General features: G+C 67.5%; 15 protein-coding genes and 1 riboswitch. Of the genes, 10 read left to right on the top strand and 5 right to left on the bottom strand.

The features are described 5' to 3' along the window. Positions 1–4: 4 nt before the first annotated feature. Together secD and yajC are read right to left on the bottom strand one after the other, a co-directional pair. Positions 5–1,882 carry a protein translocase subunit SecD gene (gene secD / locus ACG00X_RS15535; protein ID WP_394489103.1) on the bottom strand — a complete coding sequence of 626 codons (1,878 nt, stop codon included), beginning with the start codon at positions 1,880–1,882 and terminating at the stop codon, positions 5–7. Between the two features lie 44 nt (positions 1,883–1,926). Continuing rightward, positions 1,927–2,250: a preprotein translocase subunit YajC gene (yajC, locus tag ACG00X_RS15530; RefSeq protein WP_394489102.1), complete on the bottom strand. Its 324-nt coding sequence runs from the start codon at positions 2,248–2,250 to the stop codon at positions 1,927–1,929. Between the two features lie 352 nt (positions 2,251–2,602). On the opposite strand from yajC, the gene ACG00X_RS15525 reads away from it, so the two are divergent. Together ACG00X_RS15525 and ACG00X_RS15520 are read left to right on the top strand one after the other, a co-directional pair. After that, entirely contained in the window at positions 2,603–2,809 is a 207-nt protein-coding gene (locus ACG00X_RS15525) for a hypothetical protein (RefSeq protein ID WP_394489101.1), read from the top strand. A gap of 16 nt (positions 2,810–2,825) precedes the next feature. Next, positions 2,826–3,920, top strand: a complete 1,095-nt coding sequence (locus ACG00X_RS15520) for a DNA glycosylase AlkZ-like family protein (RefSeq protein WP_394489100.1) — start codon at positions 2,826–2,828, stop codon at positions 3,918–3,920. A 148-nt stretch (positions 3,921–4,068) separates the two neighbouring features. Here ACG00X_RS15520 and ACG00X_RS15515 read toward each other — a convergent pair whose 3' ends face one another. The 3 genes from ACG00X_RS15515 to ACG00X_RS15505 all read right to left on the bottom strand — a co-directional run bounded on the left by ACG00X_RS15515 (position 4,069) and on the right by ACG00X_RS15505 (position 7,573). Continuing rightward, complete coding sequence (locus tag ACG00X_RS15515; protein ID WP_394489099.1) at positions 4,069–4,983, bottom strand: AbiTii domain-containing protein; 915 nt, start codon at positions 4,981–4,983, stop codon at positions 4,069–4,071. Positions 4,984–5,069: 86 nt separating this feature from the next. After that, positions 5,070–5,519: a hypothetical protein gene (locus tag ACG00X_RS15510; protein WP_394489098.1), complete on the bottom strand. Its 450-nt coding sequence runs from the start codon at positions 5,517–5,519 to the stop codon at positions 5,070–5,072. 1,052 nt (positions 5,520–6,571) lie between these two features. Beyond that, a complete protein-coding gene (locus ACG00X_RS15505) occupies positions 6,572–7,573 on the bottom strand; it encodes an aldo/keto reductase (RefSeq protein ID WP_394489097.1) in 1,002 nt (333 codons plus the stop codon). A 155-nt stretch (positions 7,574–7,728) separates the two neighbouring features. Here ACG00X_RS15505 and ACG00X_RS15500 point away from each other — a divergent pair, with 155 nt between their 5' ends. The 8 genes from ACG00X_RS15500 to ACG00X_RS15465 all read left to right on the top strand — a co-directional run bounded on the left by ACG00X_RS15500 (position 7,729) and on the right by ACG00X_RS15465 (position 17,141). After that, positions 7,729–8,631 (top strand): AraC family transcriptional regulator, encoded by a 903-nt coding sequence (locus ACG00X_RS15500; protein ID WP_394489096.1) that lies wholly within the window; start codon positions 7,729–7,731, stop codon positions 8,629–8,631. A 9-nt stretch (positions 8,632–8,640) separates the two neighbouring features. Next, a riboswitch (S-adenosyl-L-homocysteine riboswitch) is annotated at positions 8,641–8,720 on the top strand. A 71-nt stretch (positions 8,721–8,791) separates the two neighbouring features. Continuing rightward, on the top strand, positions 8,792–10,225 hold the full coding sequence (ahcY, locus tag ACG00X_RS15495) for an adenosylhomocysteinase (RefSeq protein ID WP_394489095.1): 1,434 nt from the start codon (positions 8,792–8,794) through the stop codon (positions 10,223–10,225). Positions 10,226–10,483: 258 nt separating this feature from the next. Then, positions 10,484–11,233 (top strand): TlyA family RNA methyltransferase, encoded by a 750-nt coding sequence (locus tag ACG00X_RS15490; protein ID WP_394489094.1) that lies wholly within the window; start codon positions 10,484–10,486, stop codon positions 11,231–11,233. Beyond that, positions 11,230–12,069, top strand: a complete 840-nt coding sequence (metF, locus tag ACG00X_RS15485) for a methylenetetrahydrofolate reductase [NAD(P)H] (RefSeq protein ID WP_394489093.1) — start codon at positions 11,230–11,232, stop codon at positions 12,067–12,069. Before ACG00X_RS15490 ends, metF begins: the two co-directional genes overlap by 4 nt. A 128-nt stretch (positions 12,070–12,197) precedes the next feature. Next, positions 12,198–12,812, top strand: a complete 615-nt coding sequence (locus tag ACG00X_RS15480) for an OmpW/AlkL family protein (RefSeq protein WP_394489092.1) — start codon at positions 12,198–12,200, stop codon at positions 12,810–12,812. Between the two features lie 72 nt (positions 12,813–12,884). After that, positions 12,885–15,242, top strand: coding sequence for a TonB-dependent receptor plug domain-containing protein (locus tag ACG00X_RS15475; RefSeq protein WP_394489091.1), 2,358 nt, complete (start codon positions 12,885–12,887; stop codon positions 15,240–15,242). Positions 15,243–15,381: 139 nt separating this feature from the next. After that, positions 15,382–16,641 carry a putative Na+/H+ antiporter gene (locus ACG00X_RS15470; RefSeq protein ID WP_394489090.1) on the top strand — a complete coding sequence of 420 codons (1,260 nt, stop codon included), beginning with the start codon at positions 15,382–15,384 and terminating at the stop codon, positions 16,639–16,641. Positions 16,642–16,649: 8 nt separating this feature from the next. Then, positions 16,650–17,141 (top strand): low molecular weight protein-tyrosine-phosphatase, encoded by a 492-nt coding sequence (locus ACG00X_RS15465; protein ID WP_394489089.1) that lies wholly within the window; start codon positions 16,650–16,652, stop codon positions 17,139–17,141. Positions 17,142–17,175 lie beyond the last annotated feature (34 nt).

Raw genomic sequence — 17,175 nt, 5'->3', positions numbered from 1 at the left:
TTCCTCAGGCCTCGGTGACGGCGGTGGTGGGTTCGTCGCCTTGCGGCTTCCAGACCTGGCCGATGGACACGCTCTTGAGCTTCTTGCGGCGGCCATACCAGAGGTTCACGAGACCGCGCGAGAACACGACGGACGAGAACATCGACGTCAGGATGCCCAGGCAGTGCACGACGGCGAAGCCCTTGATGGGGCCGGAGCCGAACACCAGCAGCGCCACGCCGGCGATCAGCGTCGTCACGTTGGAGTCCAGGATGGTCGCAAAGGCGCGCTCGTAACCCAGGTGGATGGCCTGCTGCGGCGACGCACCGCCGCGCAGCTCCTCGCGAACGCGTTCATTGATGAGCACGTTGGAGTCGATGGCCATGCCCAGCACCAGCGCGATGGCGGCGATACCCGGCAGCGACAGCGTGGCCTGCATCAGCGACAGCGCGGCGATCAGCAGCAGCAGGTTGAAGCCCAGCGCCAGCGACGAGAACACGCCGAACAGCAGGTAGTACACGCACATGAACGCCGCCACGGCGGCAAAGCCCCAGGTGACGCTGGCGATGCCCTTCTCGATGTTCTCCTTGCCCAGGCTCGGGCCGATGGTGCGCTCCTCGATGATCTCCATCGGCGCGGCCAGCGAGCCGGCGCGCAACAGCAGGGCCGTGTCGCTGGCTTCCTGCGTGGTCATCGCGCCGCTGATCTTGATGCGGCCGCCGCTGAGTTCGCTGCGGATGACCGGCGCCGTGACGACCTCGCCCTTGCCCTTCTCGAACAGGATGATGGCCATGCGCTTGCCGATGTTCTCGCGCGACAGGTCCTTCATGATGCGGGCGCCCTTGGCATCCAGCGTCAGGTCGACCGAGGGCGAGTGGTTTTCGTCGAAGCCAGGCTGGGCGTCCACGAGGGCGTCACCCGTCAGCGCCACCTGGCGCTTGACGATGATGGGGCCGTTGCCGCGGTCGATGAAGCGCTCGGCACCGAACGGCACCGGGCCGTTGCCCTTGAGCGCCTCCAGCGACTCGGCGCTGTCGTCCACCATGCGCAACTCCAGCGTGGCGGTGCGGCCGATGATGTCCTTGGCCTTGGCCGTGTCCTGCACGCCCGGCAGCTGCACGACCACGCGGTCCAGCCCCTGCTGCTGGATGACCGGCTCGGCCACGCCCAGTTCGTTGACGCGGTTGTGCAGCGTCGTGATGTTCTGCTTGAGCGCCGCTTCCTGCACCGCGACCTGCGCCTTGGGGCTCAGCGCGCCGGACAGGCCGCCGTCGGGCAGCGGCGCCCAGGTGACGTCGGGCAGCTGGTTCTTCAGCAGGTCCAACGCAGCGGTGCGCTGGTCGGCATCGCGGAAGGCGATGACGACGGTGTTGCCATCGCGGCTGATGCCGGCATGGCGGATGTTCTTGTCGCGCAGCATGGTGCGCGCGTCGCCGACCAGCGCGTCCGCCTTCTTGGTCAGCGCGGCCTTCATGTCCACCTGCATCAGGAAGTGCACGCCACCGCGCAGGTCCAGGCCCAGGTACATCGGGTTGGCATGCAGCGCCGTCAGCCACTGGGGCGACCGCGACAGCAGGTTCAGCGCCACGATGTAGGTCGGGTCGGCCGGCTCGGTGTTCAGCGCCTTGCTGATGGCGTCCTTGGCCTTGAGCTGCGTGTCGGTGTCGCCGAAGCGCGCCTTGACGGAGTTGCCGTCGAACTGCACGTAGTCCGCCCGGATGCCGGCCTGCTGCAGCGCCGCTTCGATGCGGCTCTGCAGCGTGCTGTCGACCTTGACGGTGACCTTGGCGGACGACACCTGCACCGCCGGCGCCTCGCCGAACAGGTTGGGCAGCGTGTAGAGCGTGCCGATCAGCAGCGCCACGAGCAGCAGCGCGTACTTCCAGAGCGGATAACGGTTCATGGAAACTTCCTTGTGGGCGCCCGGGGAGGTGGCGCCACGCCGACTTACTTCAAGCTTCCCTTGGGGAGAACCTGGGTGATGGCGCTGCGCTGCAGCTGCAGCTCGACGCCGCTGGCCACTTCGACGTGGACGAAGCTATCGCCCAGCTTGCTGACCTTGCCGATGATGCCGCCGGCGGTGACGATCTCGTCGCCCTTGGCCAGGGCCTCGAGCATGGCCTTGTGTTCCTTCTGGCGCTTCATCTGCGGGCGGATCATGACGAAGAAGACCACCACGAACATGGCGACCATCATCAGCAGGCTGGGCAGGCCGGATTCGGCACCACCGGCGGCCGGGGCGGCCTGGGCGTAGGCGTTGGAGATGAACACGTTGCGTTCCTTCAGGGATTCACTCAGGATGGGCGGCCCGCCCCGCAACGCAGATGAGGCGCCCGGCGGCGGCGCCATGAAGCCGCCGACACTGAAGGCATTGCCCTATCCGCCTCGAACAAGGGCCGGGCGCAATCAACCCGGGAGTGTAAGTGTTCGCCGGCACCACCCCGCGGAAGGCCGGCGGCGCCCGCTATGCTGGGCCCCATGAACGCCCCGAGGCCGCGCATCGACGTCGGACAGCTTCGCCAGGGCCGCTTCGTCGCCCACGGCGAACTGCAGGTCTGGCAGCACGACCACCTGCCAAGGCCTGGCAACCGCCGCCGGCCTGCTGCGCCAGGGGCGGCAGGTCGTGCCTGCCGAGCTGGCCAGCCAGTGGCTGGTGGGCCCCGACATCGAGGACGCCGCGATCATGAAGCCGCTCTGGCAGCAGGTGCACGAGGACTGCGGCTACCGCCTGGAATACTGCGACACCGAGGCCCAGATGCTCGCCCGGGCGGCCGAGCTGTTGCGCGCCGCCGGTGTCACCAGCGCCCTGCCACCCGACCCGCACGCCTGACCGCCTCGCCACCCGGATGCCCACCACCGTCGACCTCGCCGCACTGCGCCGCCACGCCGTTGCCCGCAGCCTCTTCACGCCCACGACGCTGCTGAAGGCGGTCGAACGCCTGGGCGGCTTCGTGCAGGCTGACCCGCTGCGCGCCCCCGCCCGCGCGCAGGACCTGACGCTGCGCCACCGCGTCAAGGGCTACCAGGCCGGCGACCTGGAACGCCGCTACCCGCGCCTGCCGCTGCAGGAAGACTTCTTCATCAACTACGGCTTCGTCACGCCCGCGCTGCGCGCGCTGATGCACCCGCGCACCGCGTACCGCCAGTGGGACAAGCCGCGCTGGCAGCTTGCCAACGCCGTGCTGGCCGAGGTGGAGCGGCTGGGCGAGGCCCACCCCGCCGAGGTCGACGCCGCCTTGGGCCACGGCCCCGTGAAGAACTGGTTTGGCGGCAACAGCCGGCTCTCCACCGAGCTGCTGGACGGCCTGCACTACCGCGGCCACCTGGACGTGGTGCGGCGGGACAGCGGCACGCGCGTCTATCGCCTCGCCGCCCCGTTCGAGCCGCACCCCGACCCGCAGGCCGCGATGGACGCGCTGGCCGACGTCGTCATCCAGAAATACGCGCCACTGCCGGCCGGCAGCCTGTCCACGCTGATCAGCATGCTGGCCAGCGGCGCACGGCAATGGCAGGACTTGCGCAAGACCACACTCGCCCGCGCCAAGGCCCGCCTGGCCCACGCCCGCGTGGACGGTGTCGACTGGTACTGGCCGGCGGACGAAGACCCGGCGCGCGGCTGGCGCATACCCGCGCAGGTGCGGCTGCTGGCGCCCTTCGACCCGGTCGTCTGGGACCGCCGCCGCTTCGAACTGCTGTGGGGCTGGGCCTACCGCTTCGAGGCCTACACGCCCGCCGCCAAGCGCGTGCGCGGGCATTACGCGTTGCCGCTGCTGTGGCGGGACGAGGTCATCGGCTGGGCGAATGCGAGCGTGAAGGGTGGCTCGCTGAACGTGGACTGCGGCTATGTCACGGGCCGCGCACCGCGCGAGGCTGGGTTCAAGGGGGCGCTGGAGGAGGAATGCGGCAGGATGGCAGAGTTCCTCGGAGTCGCGCGGGCGTAGGTCCAACGGCTGCTCGCGGCCAGGAGCGAAGCTTTGCGCCACCACAGCCAGAGACAGGCCAAAGCCAGAAAGCGGCATCCCAACGTTTGACATGAGAGGCCAGGCCCGGCTTGCCCGGACTGGTCCTCTTGATGGAGGGGTTTAGCCATCAGCCGGTTGGCAAGCCGTAGTACTTTGCGATCGCACTTGCCAAGAGGTTTCCTGCAGCGCCTAAGCCAATAGCCCAGCTTCCACTTGCGGCTTTGGACATCATTCCGGCGATCCAGGCAGTTACCTTCGGGCCATACTGGTTTGATGCTGTTGGCTGAGGATCGGATGACAGCGCAGCTTCAAGATCTTGAATGTCGGTGTCCTGTACTGCGTTCGCCGTAAGGACCATGCGAAGCGAATCTATGTCCTGAACACCGATGTGGAATGTGACGGTTGAAGACTCAGCGGAGCCAACAAGGTTTGCCGAGCCGCCATATACGGTTGTGTTGAAGATTTGCGTCACGCGCTGTGCTCCTATTGGACTGGCCTGTGTTCCGAGTTCTCCGGCCTTTGGATCCAGCTTCCAAATTTCGATGGCGAAGTCCAGCACTCGATTTCGTACAGAGTTGACGACTTCGATGTGCGCCATAGTGCCAAATTCGCCCCAAGCTTGGATGCAGTTGTAGCCCTTGTAGACCTTGCTTCCAAGGAACATGGCCAGGTCGCCGGTGACTACCGTTAGAACGCCATTCTTGTTCTTGCCAAGCAGCCCTTCGATTGACGCGATGCTTTGCCTGCACTCGTAGTCTTCGTACTTCTTACGGATTTCCGAAGGAAGAACTGCAAATGGAATAGGTGCGTTATTGATCGCCGAACCAAAAGGCCCTGCAAAGTGACCTTTGAGTTGGACGGGCCATGTGCGGTATTCCGGAACAGGTACTTGGTCGGGGTAGCCGTTGGCTTCATGTGCCACCCACTGCTCGAGCTCCACCGTCTGAAGGCGAGCTGCAAGGAGTTTGCACTTCCGCAGAAGCGCAGCAACATCGGTCGAAGAATCAACGGCGAGGGTTTGAATCTCTTCGAGAAGTGTCATTGGCTTCTCTGATGGCTAACGTTCGAGGCGAGCCGCTCGGAAAGAGCGCAGCTCTTGGAGAGTCGGCTCCACGGAGGGGTTAGGCCTCATTTTGCGAAACTCTTGTGCCATTGCTCAACGAATGATCTCTGATCCGCCACTGATGACACTTGGTCAATGATATTGGCTTCGAATGTTTGCACGAGATCCTCCAAGTCTCCCATGGGCTTGCCAAGTTGCAGTCGATAGACAGACAAACCAGAGCCCATGTCGCGAGCCATGCTGGACGGATAACTTGTTTTGTTTGCGCCATTTACCAGAGGAAGAATGCCCCTTGCCTCCAACTGCAGCCGCACTTTGTCGAGCGCAGCAAAAAAGTCCCTATCCGTTCCCTTGAGCTCCTCCCCATTGAACTTGACGATCAACCTGCACGGTTCGTCAAGACTTGCCATCGAATCATCGAAGCAATAGAAAAGTGCCTCAATCTGGCTACCGTCCGCCTGACGCAGTAGTGCACGGTATTCGGCCCTTAGAACTGGTTCGCGCTTTAACTTCATACGAGGCCTAACGTGTTCTCGGGAGACTGCCGCTGCTGCTCAGGCAGGCCCGTTGCGCCACAACATATCCCTGGTTGAATTCCGCAAGTGATTGACTCATATACGGTTTTCAAGGAATTGACGGGCGAAACGGTCATTAAATTTCCGACAAAAACGGCGCACCGTTACAAGCTCTCGTCGCCGGGAAACGGCTGCGGCGACGCATCGGATGATGCCAGCCATGGTTCACCCGAACTTGGTGAAAACTGCCCGCGCCCCAGCCGAATCAGTGGCCGCTGTGCGCACGAACGCTGTCGGGCGGCGCGCGAATGGACGGCTGCTCCGGGTCGGTAGCTGGCATTGCACGCCCACATCGTGAACCCCAGAGGTCCGGCACCGCGCGTCGGGCTTCGACTGACCCACGCCATGTGTCTACGCGCTGGTTGCGGGCCGCATTGGTGGCGGCTGGTCTCCCCGTGAGTCCCAGCCGGGATTTGCCTTCGGCGAAACCTGCGGTTTTCGTCCCGGCGGCCGACCTACTTTCTTGCGCGCGCAAGAAAGTAGGCAAAGAAAGCGCCCCTGTTCCGTCGCCCCTCGCTGCGCGAGGGGTGCCCTGCGTGCCGTGTCGCTTGCATGCGGCACGGGCTCCTGCGCTTCTCGGCTCCTCCAAAGGGGAACCCCGGAACAGCCAACAGCCAAACCCGACATCCTGCTGGCGCGGGCTGTTTGGTATGCCCCCTTTAGCACCGCCGAGCAGCGCAAGGCCTTGAGGGCGTGCGCGAAGCGCACTTCGTGAACTGACTCCGTGCGGCTGTTTGACCGGAGCGTAGCGAAGGGAGTTCCGCACGGGCCCGCAAGGCCTGAGCAGCGCAGGGAACCCGCAGCTTTGCTGCGGGCGGTGCGGTCGGGGGGAGCTCTTTGCTTACTTTCTGGCGGCCCAGAAAGTAAGTCGCCCGCCGGGGCGAACTCCCGGCGCGATGCAACGGGTCGAGCCAGTCGTCACCAAGACATCCCCAACAACCATGCGCCGGTCGATTGGCGTTCAGGGCGGGCGGCATCACGCCCCTGTCGTCCTAGACATTGACCGAACTCATCTGCGCCTGCGGATAGCGCGTGCCTTCGATCGCATGCGTCGCCAACAGCGCCGCGATGCGCTCGCGCCGGCCTTCGTCCAGGCGGATCTGCGCCGCCTGTGCGTTCTCGTCCAGCCGCGCGATGCTGCGCGTGCCGGGGATGGGCACGATGTCATCGCCCTGGTCCAGCAGCCAGGCCAATGCGAGCTGGGCCGGCGTGCAGTGCCACCCCTCGGCCAGCGCCTTGAGCGAATCGGCCAGCGCCAGGTTGTGGTCCAGGTTCTGCCCCTGGAAGCGCGGGTGGATGCGGCGGCGGTCGTCGGGGGCGAGCTGGTCGGCAGAGCGGATCGCGCCGGTCAGGAAGCCGCGGCCCAGCGGGCTGTAGGGCACCAGCGCGATGCCCAGCTCGCGGCAGGTCGGCAGGATCTCGGCCTCCACATCCCGGCTCCACAGCGAGTACTCGGTCTGCACGGCGGCAATGGGATGCACCGCGTGCGCGCGGCGGATGGTGGCGGCCGACGCCTCGGACAACCCCAGGTGGCGCACCTTGCCGGCCTTGACCAGCTCGGCCATGGCGCCGACGGTGTCCTCGATGGGCACGGTCTTGTCGACGCGGTGTTGGTAGTAGAGGTCGATGTGATCGACGCGCAGGCGGGCCAGGCTGGCGTCGCAGGCCTGGCGCACATAGGCCGGGCTGCCGTCGATGCGCACGACCGCGCCGTCGGCCGCGCGCACATGGCCGAACTTGGTGGCCAGCACCACCTCGTCGCGCCGCTGGCGCAACAGGCTGGAGAGCAGGCGCTCGTTCGCGCCGCTGCCGTACATGTCGGCCGTGTCGAGGAAGTCGATGCCGACATCCAGCGCATGGTTCAGCACGGCGAGCGACTGCGCTTCGTCGGCCGGGCCGTAGAACTCGGACATGCCCATGCAGCCCAGGCCCAGGGCCGAGACCTCGGGGCCGGCGGCGCCGAGACGGCGGCGGGGGAAGTTGGTGTGGGTCATCGCTACTCCTTGCATCAATCATCGACGGAACGGGCCGGAGCTTAGGAAACCCGGCCCGCTGCCGGCCAGCACAAAGCTGGCGGATGCTTGCCTGATCGTCCGATCCCGCACCGGTTGGCCTGCGCGTCATGGCCTGCGGTTTGCACAATCGCGCCATGCACCCTGACGACCTGCAGCCGCTGCGCGAGCGCACCATCCAGCTGGCCCTGGCCCACGCGCCGGGCGACGGACAGCACCCCACCGCGCTGCCCTGGCTGCGCCTGATCCGGGCCAGCGCGCCGGCGCTGCCGGTGCCCGCCATCTACGAGCCCGGCCTCGTGCTGGTGCTGCAGGGGCGCAAGCAGGCGCAGCTGGGCGGCCGCATCGTGCAGTACGACGCGATGCACTGCCTGCTGGTGCCGGTGACGGCGCTGCCGCGTGGCCGCGTCGTCGAAGCCAGCGCCGACAAGCCTTACGTCTGCCTGCGCCTGAGCTGCGACACCCAGGCCCTTGCCGAGCTGCTGCTGGGCGCGGACGCGACACCGGCCGACCGCGACGCCGACACGGGCCTGCAGGTCGCGCCCGTCACCGCGCCGCTGCTGGACGCCGCGCAGCGGCTGCTGCAGCTGCTGGCCCAGCCGCAGGACCTGAATGCCCTGGCGCCGCTGGTGCAGCGCGAGATCTTCTACCGCGTGCTGACCGGCCCGCTGGGCCCGCGGCTGCGCGCGCTGGCGCAGGGCGACGGGGTGGCGCGGCGGCTCAATCGCGTCATCGAGCGGTTGACGCGGCAGTTCGACCAACCCTTCTCCATCGCCGAGCTGGCCGCGCTGGCGCACATGAGCCCGTCGACGCTGCACCTGCGCTTCAAGCAGATGACGGCGCTGTCGCCGTTGCAGTTCCAGAAGTCCCTGCGGCTGCAGCATGCGCGCCGGCTGCTGCTCGGCGACGGGCTGGACGCCGCCAGCGCGGCCCACCGCGTGGGCTACGAGAGCGCGTCGCAATTCAGCCGCGAGTACCGGCGACTGTTTGGTGCGCCACCGCGGGAGGACGTCACACTGCGGCGAAGCGCAGCCGGCTAGAATCACCAGCCTTCCGAGGAGCGTTGCAACCTCAGCACCCCTGAGGCCAGGCTCGGAACCTGATCCCCCTGCAACTGCGCTCACCCGCTGACCGATGGTCGGGGTGAGGCATTGACTCCCTCGACACGCGTCAGCGGCTTCATTCCCCGAAGGAGCCGTCATGACCGCCAACCTCCCCGCCCACATCGTCAAGGACCTGTCGCTGGCCGACTGGGGTCGCAAGGAAATCAACATCGCCGAGCACGAGATGCCGGCGCTGATGGCGATTCGGCGTGAATACGCCGCCTCGCAGCCGCTCAAGGGCGCGCGCATCACCGGCTCGCTGCACATGACCATCCAGACGGCCGTGCTGGTGGAGACGCTGCAGGCACTGGGCGCCGAAGTGCGCTGGGCCTCGTGCAACATCTTCTCCACGCAGGACCACGCCGCCGCCGCGCTGGCCGTCAAGGGCACGCCGGTGTTCGCCTACAAGGGCGAGACGCTGGAAGACTACTGGGACTACACCCACCGCATCTTCGAATTCGCCGGCAAGGGCGAGGCCGGCGAAGGCCCGAACATGATCCTGGACGACGGCGGCGACGCGACGCTGCTGATGCACCTGGGCCAGAAGGCCGAGAAAGACCTCTCCGTGCTGGCCAACCCCGGCAGCGAGGAAGAGCGCATCCTGTTCGCGGCCATCAAGAAGAAGGTGGCTGAAGACGGCACCTGGTACACCCGCAAGAGCGCCGAGATCATCGGCGTGACGGAAGAGACCACCACCGGCGTGCACCGCCTGAAGGAAATGTCGGCCAAGGGCACGCTGCTGTTCCGCGCCATCAACGTGAACGACTCGGTCACGAAAAGCAAGTTCGACAACCTCTACGGCTGCCGCGAATCGCTGGTGGACGGCATCAAGCGCGCCACCGACGTGATGGTGGCCGGCAAGATCGCCGTGGTTGCTGGCTACGGCGACGTGGGCAAGGGCTCGGCCCAGGCACTGCGCGCACTGTCGGCCCAAGTGTGGGTGACCGAGATCGACCCGATCTGCGCGCTGCAGGCCGCGATGGAAGGCTACCGCGTCGTGACGATGGAATACGCCGCCGACAAGGCCGACATCTTCGTGACGACCACCGGCAACAAGAACGTCATCCGCCACGAGCACATGGCCGCGATGAAGAACAACGCCATCGTCTGCAACATCGGCCACTTCGACAACGAGATCGACGTCGCGTCGCTCGAGAAGTACCAGTGGGAAGAGATCAAGCCGCAGGTCGACCACGTCATCTTCCCCAGTGTTGATGGCAAGCCGGGCAAGCGCATCATCCTGCTGGCCAAGGGCCGCCTCGTGAACCTGGGCTGCGGCACGGGCCACCCGAGCTATGTGATGAGCTCGTCCTTCGCCAACCAGACCATCGCCCAGATCGAGCTGTTCGCCCACAAGGACGCCTACGACATCGGCAAGGTCTACGTGCTGCCCAAGCACCTGGACGAAAAGGTCGCCCGCCTGCAGCTGACCACGCTGAACGCCCAGCTGACCGAGCTGACCGAGGAGCAGGCTGCCTACATCGGCGTGCCCAAGGCCGGCCCGTACAAGCCCGACACCTACAGGTATTGATGAGCCCCTCGTCCACTCTCGCCCTGCTGAACGCAGGCGTGCCTGGCCGGTCTTGCAGACCGCGCTTCGGCCTGCGCCTCAGCCCTTCGGCAGGCACGGGGCGTCCACTGGACGCCCTGTGTCCGGCCTCAGCCCCCGAGGGGACGGCGATGCTCGCGGCGTCGAGCCGCGAGCACATCGCCCAAGGCGGGCCGGCTAGGGAGCGGCCCGGCGCTCGTCCCGCAGGTTTCGTGCGCTGCTCGCGCAGCGTTGACGTCCATGAGAGCTGACCAGCTCCTCGTCGCACAAGGCCTGGCGCCCACGCGCTCGGTGGCCCAGCGGCTCATCAGCCACGGCGCGGCCGAGTGGGCCTCGCCCAGCGGCTGGGCCGCGCTGAAGAAGGCCGGCGAGGACCTGCCCGAGACGGCGCAGCTGCGCGTCACCGACGACGCGGAGCTGCGCTATGTGTCGCGCGGCGGGCTCAAGCTGGAAGGCGCGCTGGCGCACACGGGTTTCGACGTGGCGCACCACACGGTGCTGGACGTGGGCCAGAGCACCGGCGGCTTCACCGACTGCCTGCTGGCGCGCGGTGCGCGGCATGTCGTCGGCATCGACGTGGGCCACGGCCAGCTGCATGCGCGGCTGCAGGCCGACGCGCGCGTGACCGCGCTGGAAGGCCTGCACGTGCGTGACCTCGACGGCACGCTGCGCGCTCACGCGCCGACGGGCGGCTTCGCGCTGATCGTGGGCGACCTCAGCTTCATCTCCATGGTGGGCAGCCTGCCCGAGCTGCTGCCCTGGCTGGAGGCGCACGGCCACCTGCTGGTGCTGATCAAGCCGCAGTTCGAGCTCGGCCCGCAGGCGCTGGACAAGCGCGGCCTCGTCAAGGACGAGGCCGACTACCCTCGCCTGGAAGCCCGCGTGCGCCTGGCCTGCACGGCGCTCGGGCTCAAGGTGCTGGACTACTTCGACAGCCCCATCACCGGCGGTGATGGCAATCGCGAATTCTTTCTACACGCGTCCCGATGAACACGTCTGTCTCCTTCGAATTCTTCCCGCCCAACACGCCGGTCGGCGTCGAGAAGCTCAAGACCGTCGTGCAGGAGCTGGGCGCGCTCAAGCCCCAGTACTTCAGCGTCACCTACGGCGCCGGCGGCGCCACGCGCGACAAGACGCTGTCGGCCGTGATGGACATCGCCGGCGCCGGCTTCGAGGCCGCGCCGCACCTCAGCTGCGTGGGCTCCACGCGCGAGAACATCGCCGAGATCCTGGCCACCTACCGCGCGCAGAACATCCACCGCGTCGTGGCACTTCGCGGTGACCTGCCCAGCGGCACGGCCACGGCCGGCGAGTTCCGCTACGCGTCGGAGCTGGTCAGCTTCATCCGCGAGACGCAAGGGAAGGACTGGCACATCGAGGTGGCCGCCTACCCCGAGGTGCACCCGCAGCAGCGCTACGCCGCGCGCGACCTGCAGCACTTCGCCGACAAGATGCGCGCCGGCGCCGACGGTGCGATCACGCAGTTCTTCTTCAACGCCGACGCCTACTTCCACTTCGTCGACGAGGCCCGGCGCCTGGGCGTCACGCAACCCATCGTGCCGGGCATCATGCCCTTCCACAACTACGGCCGCATCGCGCAGTTCGCGCAGCGCGACGGCATCGAGATCCCGCGCTGGGTGCAGATGAAGATGGAGGGCTTCATGGACGACGCCGCCAGCATCCGCGCCTTCGGGCTGGACGTGGTCACGCGGCTGTGCGAGCGCCTCATCGCCGGCGGCGTGCCGGGCATCCACTTCTATACGCTCAACCAGAGCGCACTGACGCTGGAGTTGTGCAAACGCCTCGGCTTCGGCCCACAAACTTGATCCAACACAAGTTGCAGCACTGATCGGCCGCAACGACAGGCGCGACTTTGTGTTGCCTCAAATGGCGGAGGGCTGACGAAGCGTTCAATGACGACATCGGGACACGTCCCAGTCACCAGGAGTCATTGATGAAGTTCGCTACCACCCTCCGTCTGGCCGCCATCGCCGCCGTCGCCTTCGCCCTGCAACCCGCCCAGGCCGATGAGGGTCCGCTGATGGTCCGCGTGCGCGCACTGCACCTGGACTCGGCCAACAAGGACAGCACCGGCCTCGGTCTGTCGATCAACAACAAGACCTTCCCGGAAGTCGACTTCAGCTACTTCTTCTCGCCCAACATCGCGGCCGAGCTGATCCTGACCTATCCGCAGAAGCAGACGATCTCTTCCAACGGCACCGAGATCGGCTCCCTGAAGCACCTGCCGCCGACGCTGACGCTGCAGTACCACTTCAACCCCACCGGCACCTTCCGCCCCTATGTCGGCGCCGGCGTCAACTACACCAACTTCTCGTCGGTGGAGTTCGCCCCTGCCGTGCAGGCAGCACTCAAGCCCGGCATCAAGCACAACAGCTACGGCCTGGCCCTGCAGATCGGCGCCGACATCGAGATCGCCAAGAACACCTACCTGAACTTCGACGTGAAGAAGGTGAAGCTGGACACCACCATCTACTCCAACGGCGCTTCGGCCGGCAAGTTCAAGGTGGACCCGACGCTGGTCGGCGTGGGCGTCGGCTACCGCTTCTGACCCCGGCTGCGCTCATGTAAATGAGCGTTTCTGGCGAGCGCAAGTCACCGCTCGTCAGCAGAATGCGCGGCCATGAGCCGCCGCCTCCTCGCGCTGGCCGCGCTGTGCATCGCCGCCGTGTCCACGGCCCAGACGCCACCGGCCAGGCCCACTCCCAAACCGCCCGCCATGGCGGCGTCCGCCGGCGCAGCGGCCAGCGCCCCGGCGCCGGCCGCCAGCGGTGTGCCCAACCGCCTGGAGCGCGTGGAAGTGAGTGGCGGCCCCACCGCCAACAGCCGCCGGCGCAACAGCACGGCCAGCAAGATCGTCATCGAGCGCGAGGACCTGGACCGTTATGGCGACACGGTGCTGGGTGACGTGCTGCGCCGCCTGCCGGGCGTGACCATCGGCGGCCGGGCCGGCCGCGGTGGCGACATCCGCATGCGCGGCCTGGGCAGCGGCTTCACGCAGATCCTCGTCGACGGCGAGCGTGCGCCGGCCGGTTTCGCCGTGGAAGACCTGCCGCCCGACCAGGTCGAGCGCATCGAGATCTACCGCGCCCCCACCGCCGAGACCGGCGCGCGGGCCATCGCCGGCACGATCAACATCATCCTGCGCGAGCCATTGCAGAAGTCCAACCACGAGGTGCGCGTCACGCTGGGCCAGGACCGCGGCGAGCCGCAGGCCGACTTCAGCTGGACGCGCAACCTCAAATGGGGCGGCCCCAACGGCGACGACGTGGCCGGCGCCCTCTCCACCAACGGCGGCGTGCACCGCCGCTTCAACAACATCGACTCGCACAACCGCGTCACCGACACGGACACGGGCGACGTCACCGACGACATCGCGCAGATCGGCACCAGCATGGGCCGCAGCGCCAACCTCAACGGCAATGCCCGGCTGCGCTGGAAGTACAGCGACACGCTGAGCTTCAACATCGCCCCGTTCTTCGCGCTGTCGCAGAACAAGGGCAGCAGCCAGAACATCGCCGAGGGTTTCACCACCGGCCTGGACCCGCTGACCAACCAACCCGTCACGTCCGACTATCTGCGCGATGTGCATGGCAACTCCGACGGCCACATGCACAACGTGCGCGTGAACCTCTCGGCCAGCTACCGGCCGCAGGTGGGCGAGACCTGGGACATCCGCGTGGGCCGCGGCAGCTTCAAGAACGTCAGCAACAGCGAGCGCCGCGAAACCAAGACCGCCAACGGCGCCACCAGCGAGCGCGTGCAGGACGATCACAACAGCGCCACCGAGGACCAGACCACGCTGAGCGGCAAGTGGAGCCTGAAGACCGCGCAGGAACACCAGTGGGTGACGGGCCTGGAGACCGAACGCAGCGATCGCCTGCAGCTGCGCGACACCACCGTCAACGGCGCGGTCATCCCCGGCCTCGTGAAGTTCGGCAACACGCTGGGCTCCAGCAACCAGCGCTTCGCCACCTACACGCAGGACGAGTGGAGCCCGACCAAGCAGTGGTCGGTCTACGCCGGCATCCGCTACGAGCGCATCGAGACACGCGCGGACGCCGCCGGCACGCTGCCCGAGACGCGCAACGTCTCGCAGGTCACCTCGCCGCTGTTCCACCTGCTGTGGAAGCCCGAGGCCTTGCCGAAGGACCAGGTGCGCCTGAGCCTGACGCGCAGCTACCGCTCGCCCAACCTCAATGACCTGGTCGCCCGGCCCAGCATCAACTCGACCTACCCCGAGGGCCCCAACCGCCAGACCGATGCCGACCGCGCCGGCAACCCCGACCTCAAGCCCGAACTGGCCACCGGTGTGGACCTGAGCCTGGAGCACTGGCTGCCGACCGGCGGCATCGTGTCGGGCAGCGCCTTCGTGCGCGACATCAAGAGCCTGATCCGCAGCCAGGTGCTGCTGGAGAACGTGAGCTGGGACACGTCGCCGCGCTGGGTCAGCCGGCCGCGCAACATGGAAGGCGCGCGCACGATGGGCTTCGAGTTCGAGGTCAAGGCGCGGCTGGACGAGCTGTGGGAAGAGGCACCACCCGAGCTGCAGCTCATGCTGCTGCGCTTCAACGTGGCGCTGTTCAAGAGCGAGGTCAAGGGCATTCCCGGCAGCAACAACCGGCTGGACCAGCAGCCCAAAGGCAGCCTGAATGTCGGCATCGACCACCGCTGGAAGGCGCTGGGCCTGAACTTCGGCAGCGGCTTCAACTTCAACTACGTGCCCGCCAGCCGCGTGCAGCAAACCGAGGCACTGCGCCGCGAGGAAACCGCGCGCCGCCAGTTCGACGCCTACCTGTCCTGGGCCAGCGGCGCCGTGCGCGACGGCATCAACTGGCGGCTGTCCATGGCCAACCTGTTCCCGCGCGATGCCTCCGTGTCGACCGAGGGCATTGACGTGGCCAACCATCGCCTCACCGAGAGCTGGTCCAACAACAAGACCTTCCGCGTCATCTCGCTGCGCGCCGATCTGCGCTTCTGACGCGCCCTGCGGCCGTCGGTCGCTACACTGCGCGCCGGGTGCCGGCCCGGGTCTCGGGGCGGCAGGACTTCTGCGATGGTCGGGCCGCCTCGCGCATGACCTGCGGGCCTCGCACGAGAGCCCCTGAGAAAGGCACGCCATGTCCGACGCCGTCATCCAGCACATCGCCCTCGCCCTGTTCGGGCTGGCACTCGCGCACACCTTCGCCGCCAAGCAGTTCGAACGCCTGTCGCACCGCTTCCCGCGCCATGCGGGCCTGTTCCACCTGCTCGGCGAGGTGGAGGTGGTGTTCGGGTTCTGGGCCATCGTCCTCATCCTGGCCATGGCCGTGATGCAGGGTGGCAGCCCGGCGCTGGCCTACGCGGAATCGCGCAACTACACCGAGCCGCTGTTCGTCTTCGTCGTCATGGTGGTGGCCGCGTCGCGGCCGGTGCTGCGCACCGTCGTGTGGGCGGTGGACACGACGGCCCGCCTGCTGCCCCTGCCCACCGCGCTGGCCGGGGCATGGCTGGGCATGGCGGCCGTGCCGCTGCTGGGCTCGGTGATCACCGAGCCAGCCGCCATGACCATCGCAGCACTGATGCTGGCGCCGCAGGTGTTCCGCCGCGACGTGCCGGAGCGCATCAAGTACTTTGCGCTGGGCGTGCTGTTCGTCAACGTCTCCATCGGCGGCACGCTGACCTCCTACGCCGCGCCGCCGGTGCTGATGGTGGCAGCCACCTGGCAGTGGGACAGCGCCTTCATGTTCACCCACTTCGGCTGGAAGGCCGCGCTGGCCGTGGTGGCCAACGCCACGCTGGCCACCGTGCTGCTGCGCAAGCACCTCGCCACCCCGCCTTCGGGCGCTGCGGCGCAGGCCGAGCCCCCCGTCCCACTGCCGCTGGTGCTGGTGCACCTGGCGCTGCTGGCCGGGGTCGTGCTGTTGGCCCACCACCCGGTGGCCTTCCTCGGGCTGTTCCTGCTGTTCCTCGGGGTCACACAGGCCTATGAGCGCCATCAGAGCCCGCTCATCCTGAAGGAAGCGCTGCTGGTGGGCTTCTTCCTGGCCGGCCTGGTGGTGCTGGGCGGCATGCAGGCCTGGTGGCTGCAGCCCATCGTCTCCAGCCTGGAGCCGCTGGCGCTGTTCTTCGGCGCCCTGGGCCTCACGGCCGTCACCGACAACGCCGCGTTGACCTACCTCGGCTCGCTGATCACCGGCATCTCCCAGGATGCCCAGTACATGCTGGTGGCCGGCGCCGTGGCCGGCGGCGGGCTGACCGTCATCGCCAACGCGCCCAACCCGGCCGGCGTGGCGCTGCTCAAGCGCGGCTTCGAGGACGAGTCCATCGGCGCAGGCGGCCTGCTGCTGGGCGCGCTGGGGCCCACGGCGCTGGCGGCGGCCGCCTTCCTGCTGCTGTGAGCGCCACCATGCCTGCCCCCCGCATCCTGTTCTTCTGCATGGGCAACATCTGCCGCAGCCCGACGGCCGAGGGCGTCATGCGCGCCAAGCTGGCCGCTGCCGGCCTCGACGTCGAGGTGGACTCCGCCGGCACGCACGGCTACCACGTCGGTGCGCCACCCGATGAGCGCAGCCAGGAGCATGCGTTGAAGCGCGGCTACGACCTGAGCCCGCTGCGCGCCCGCCAACTGCAGGCACGTGACTTCGAACGCTTCGACCTCGTGCTAGGCATGGACGACGACAACCTCGCCCACGCCGCCCGCCTGTGCCCGCCCGCACGGCGGGACCGCCTGAAGCTGCTGATGCGCTACGCGCCGCAGGCCGGCAACCCGCATGTGCCGGACCCTTATTACGGCGGCGAGGCGGGGTTCGAGGACGTGCTGGATCTCGTCGAGGCCGCGTGCGACGGGCTCATCGCGGCGCTGCGCGACGGTCGGCTACCGGGCGTGCAGCGGCGCTGATGGCAGCCGCTAGCCGCGCGCGCCGTTCATGCGT

The organism is Pelomonas nitida, from assembly GCF_043555975.1.
GTDB lineage: Bacteria > Pseudomonadota > Gammaproteobacteria > Burkholderiales > Burkholderiaceae_C > Pelomonas > Pelomonas nitida.
This window is presented reverse-complemented; position numbering and strand designations above follow the sequence as displayed.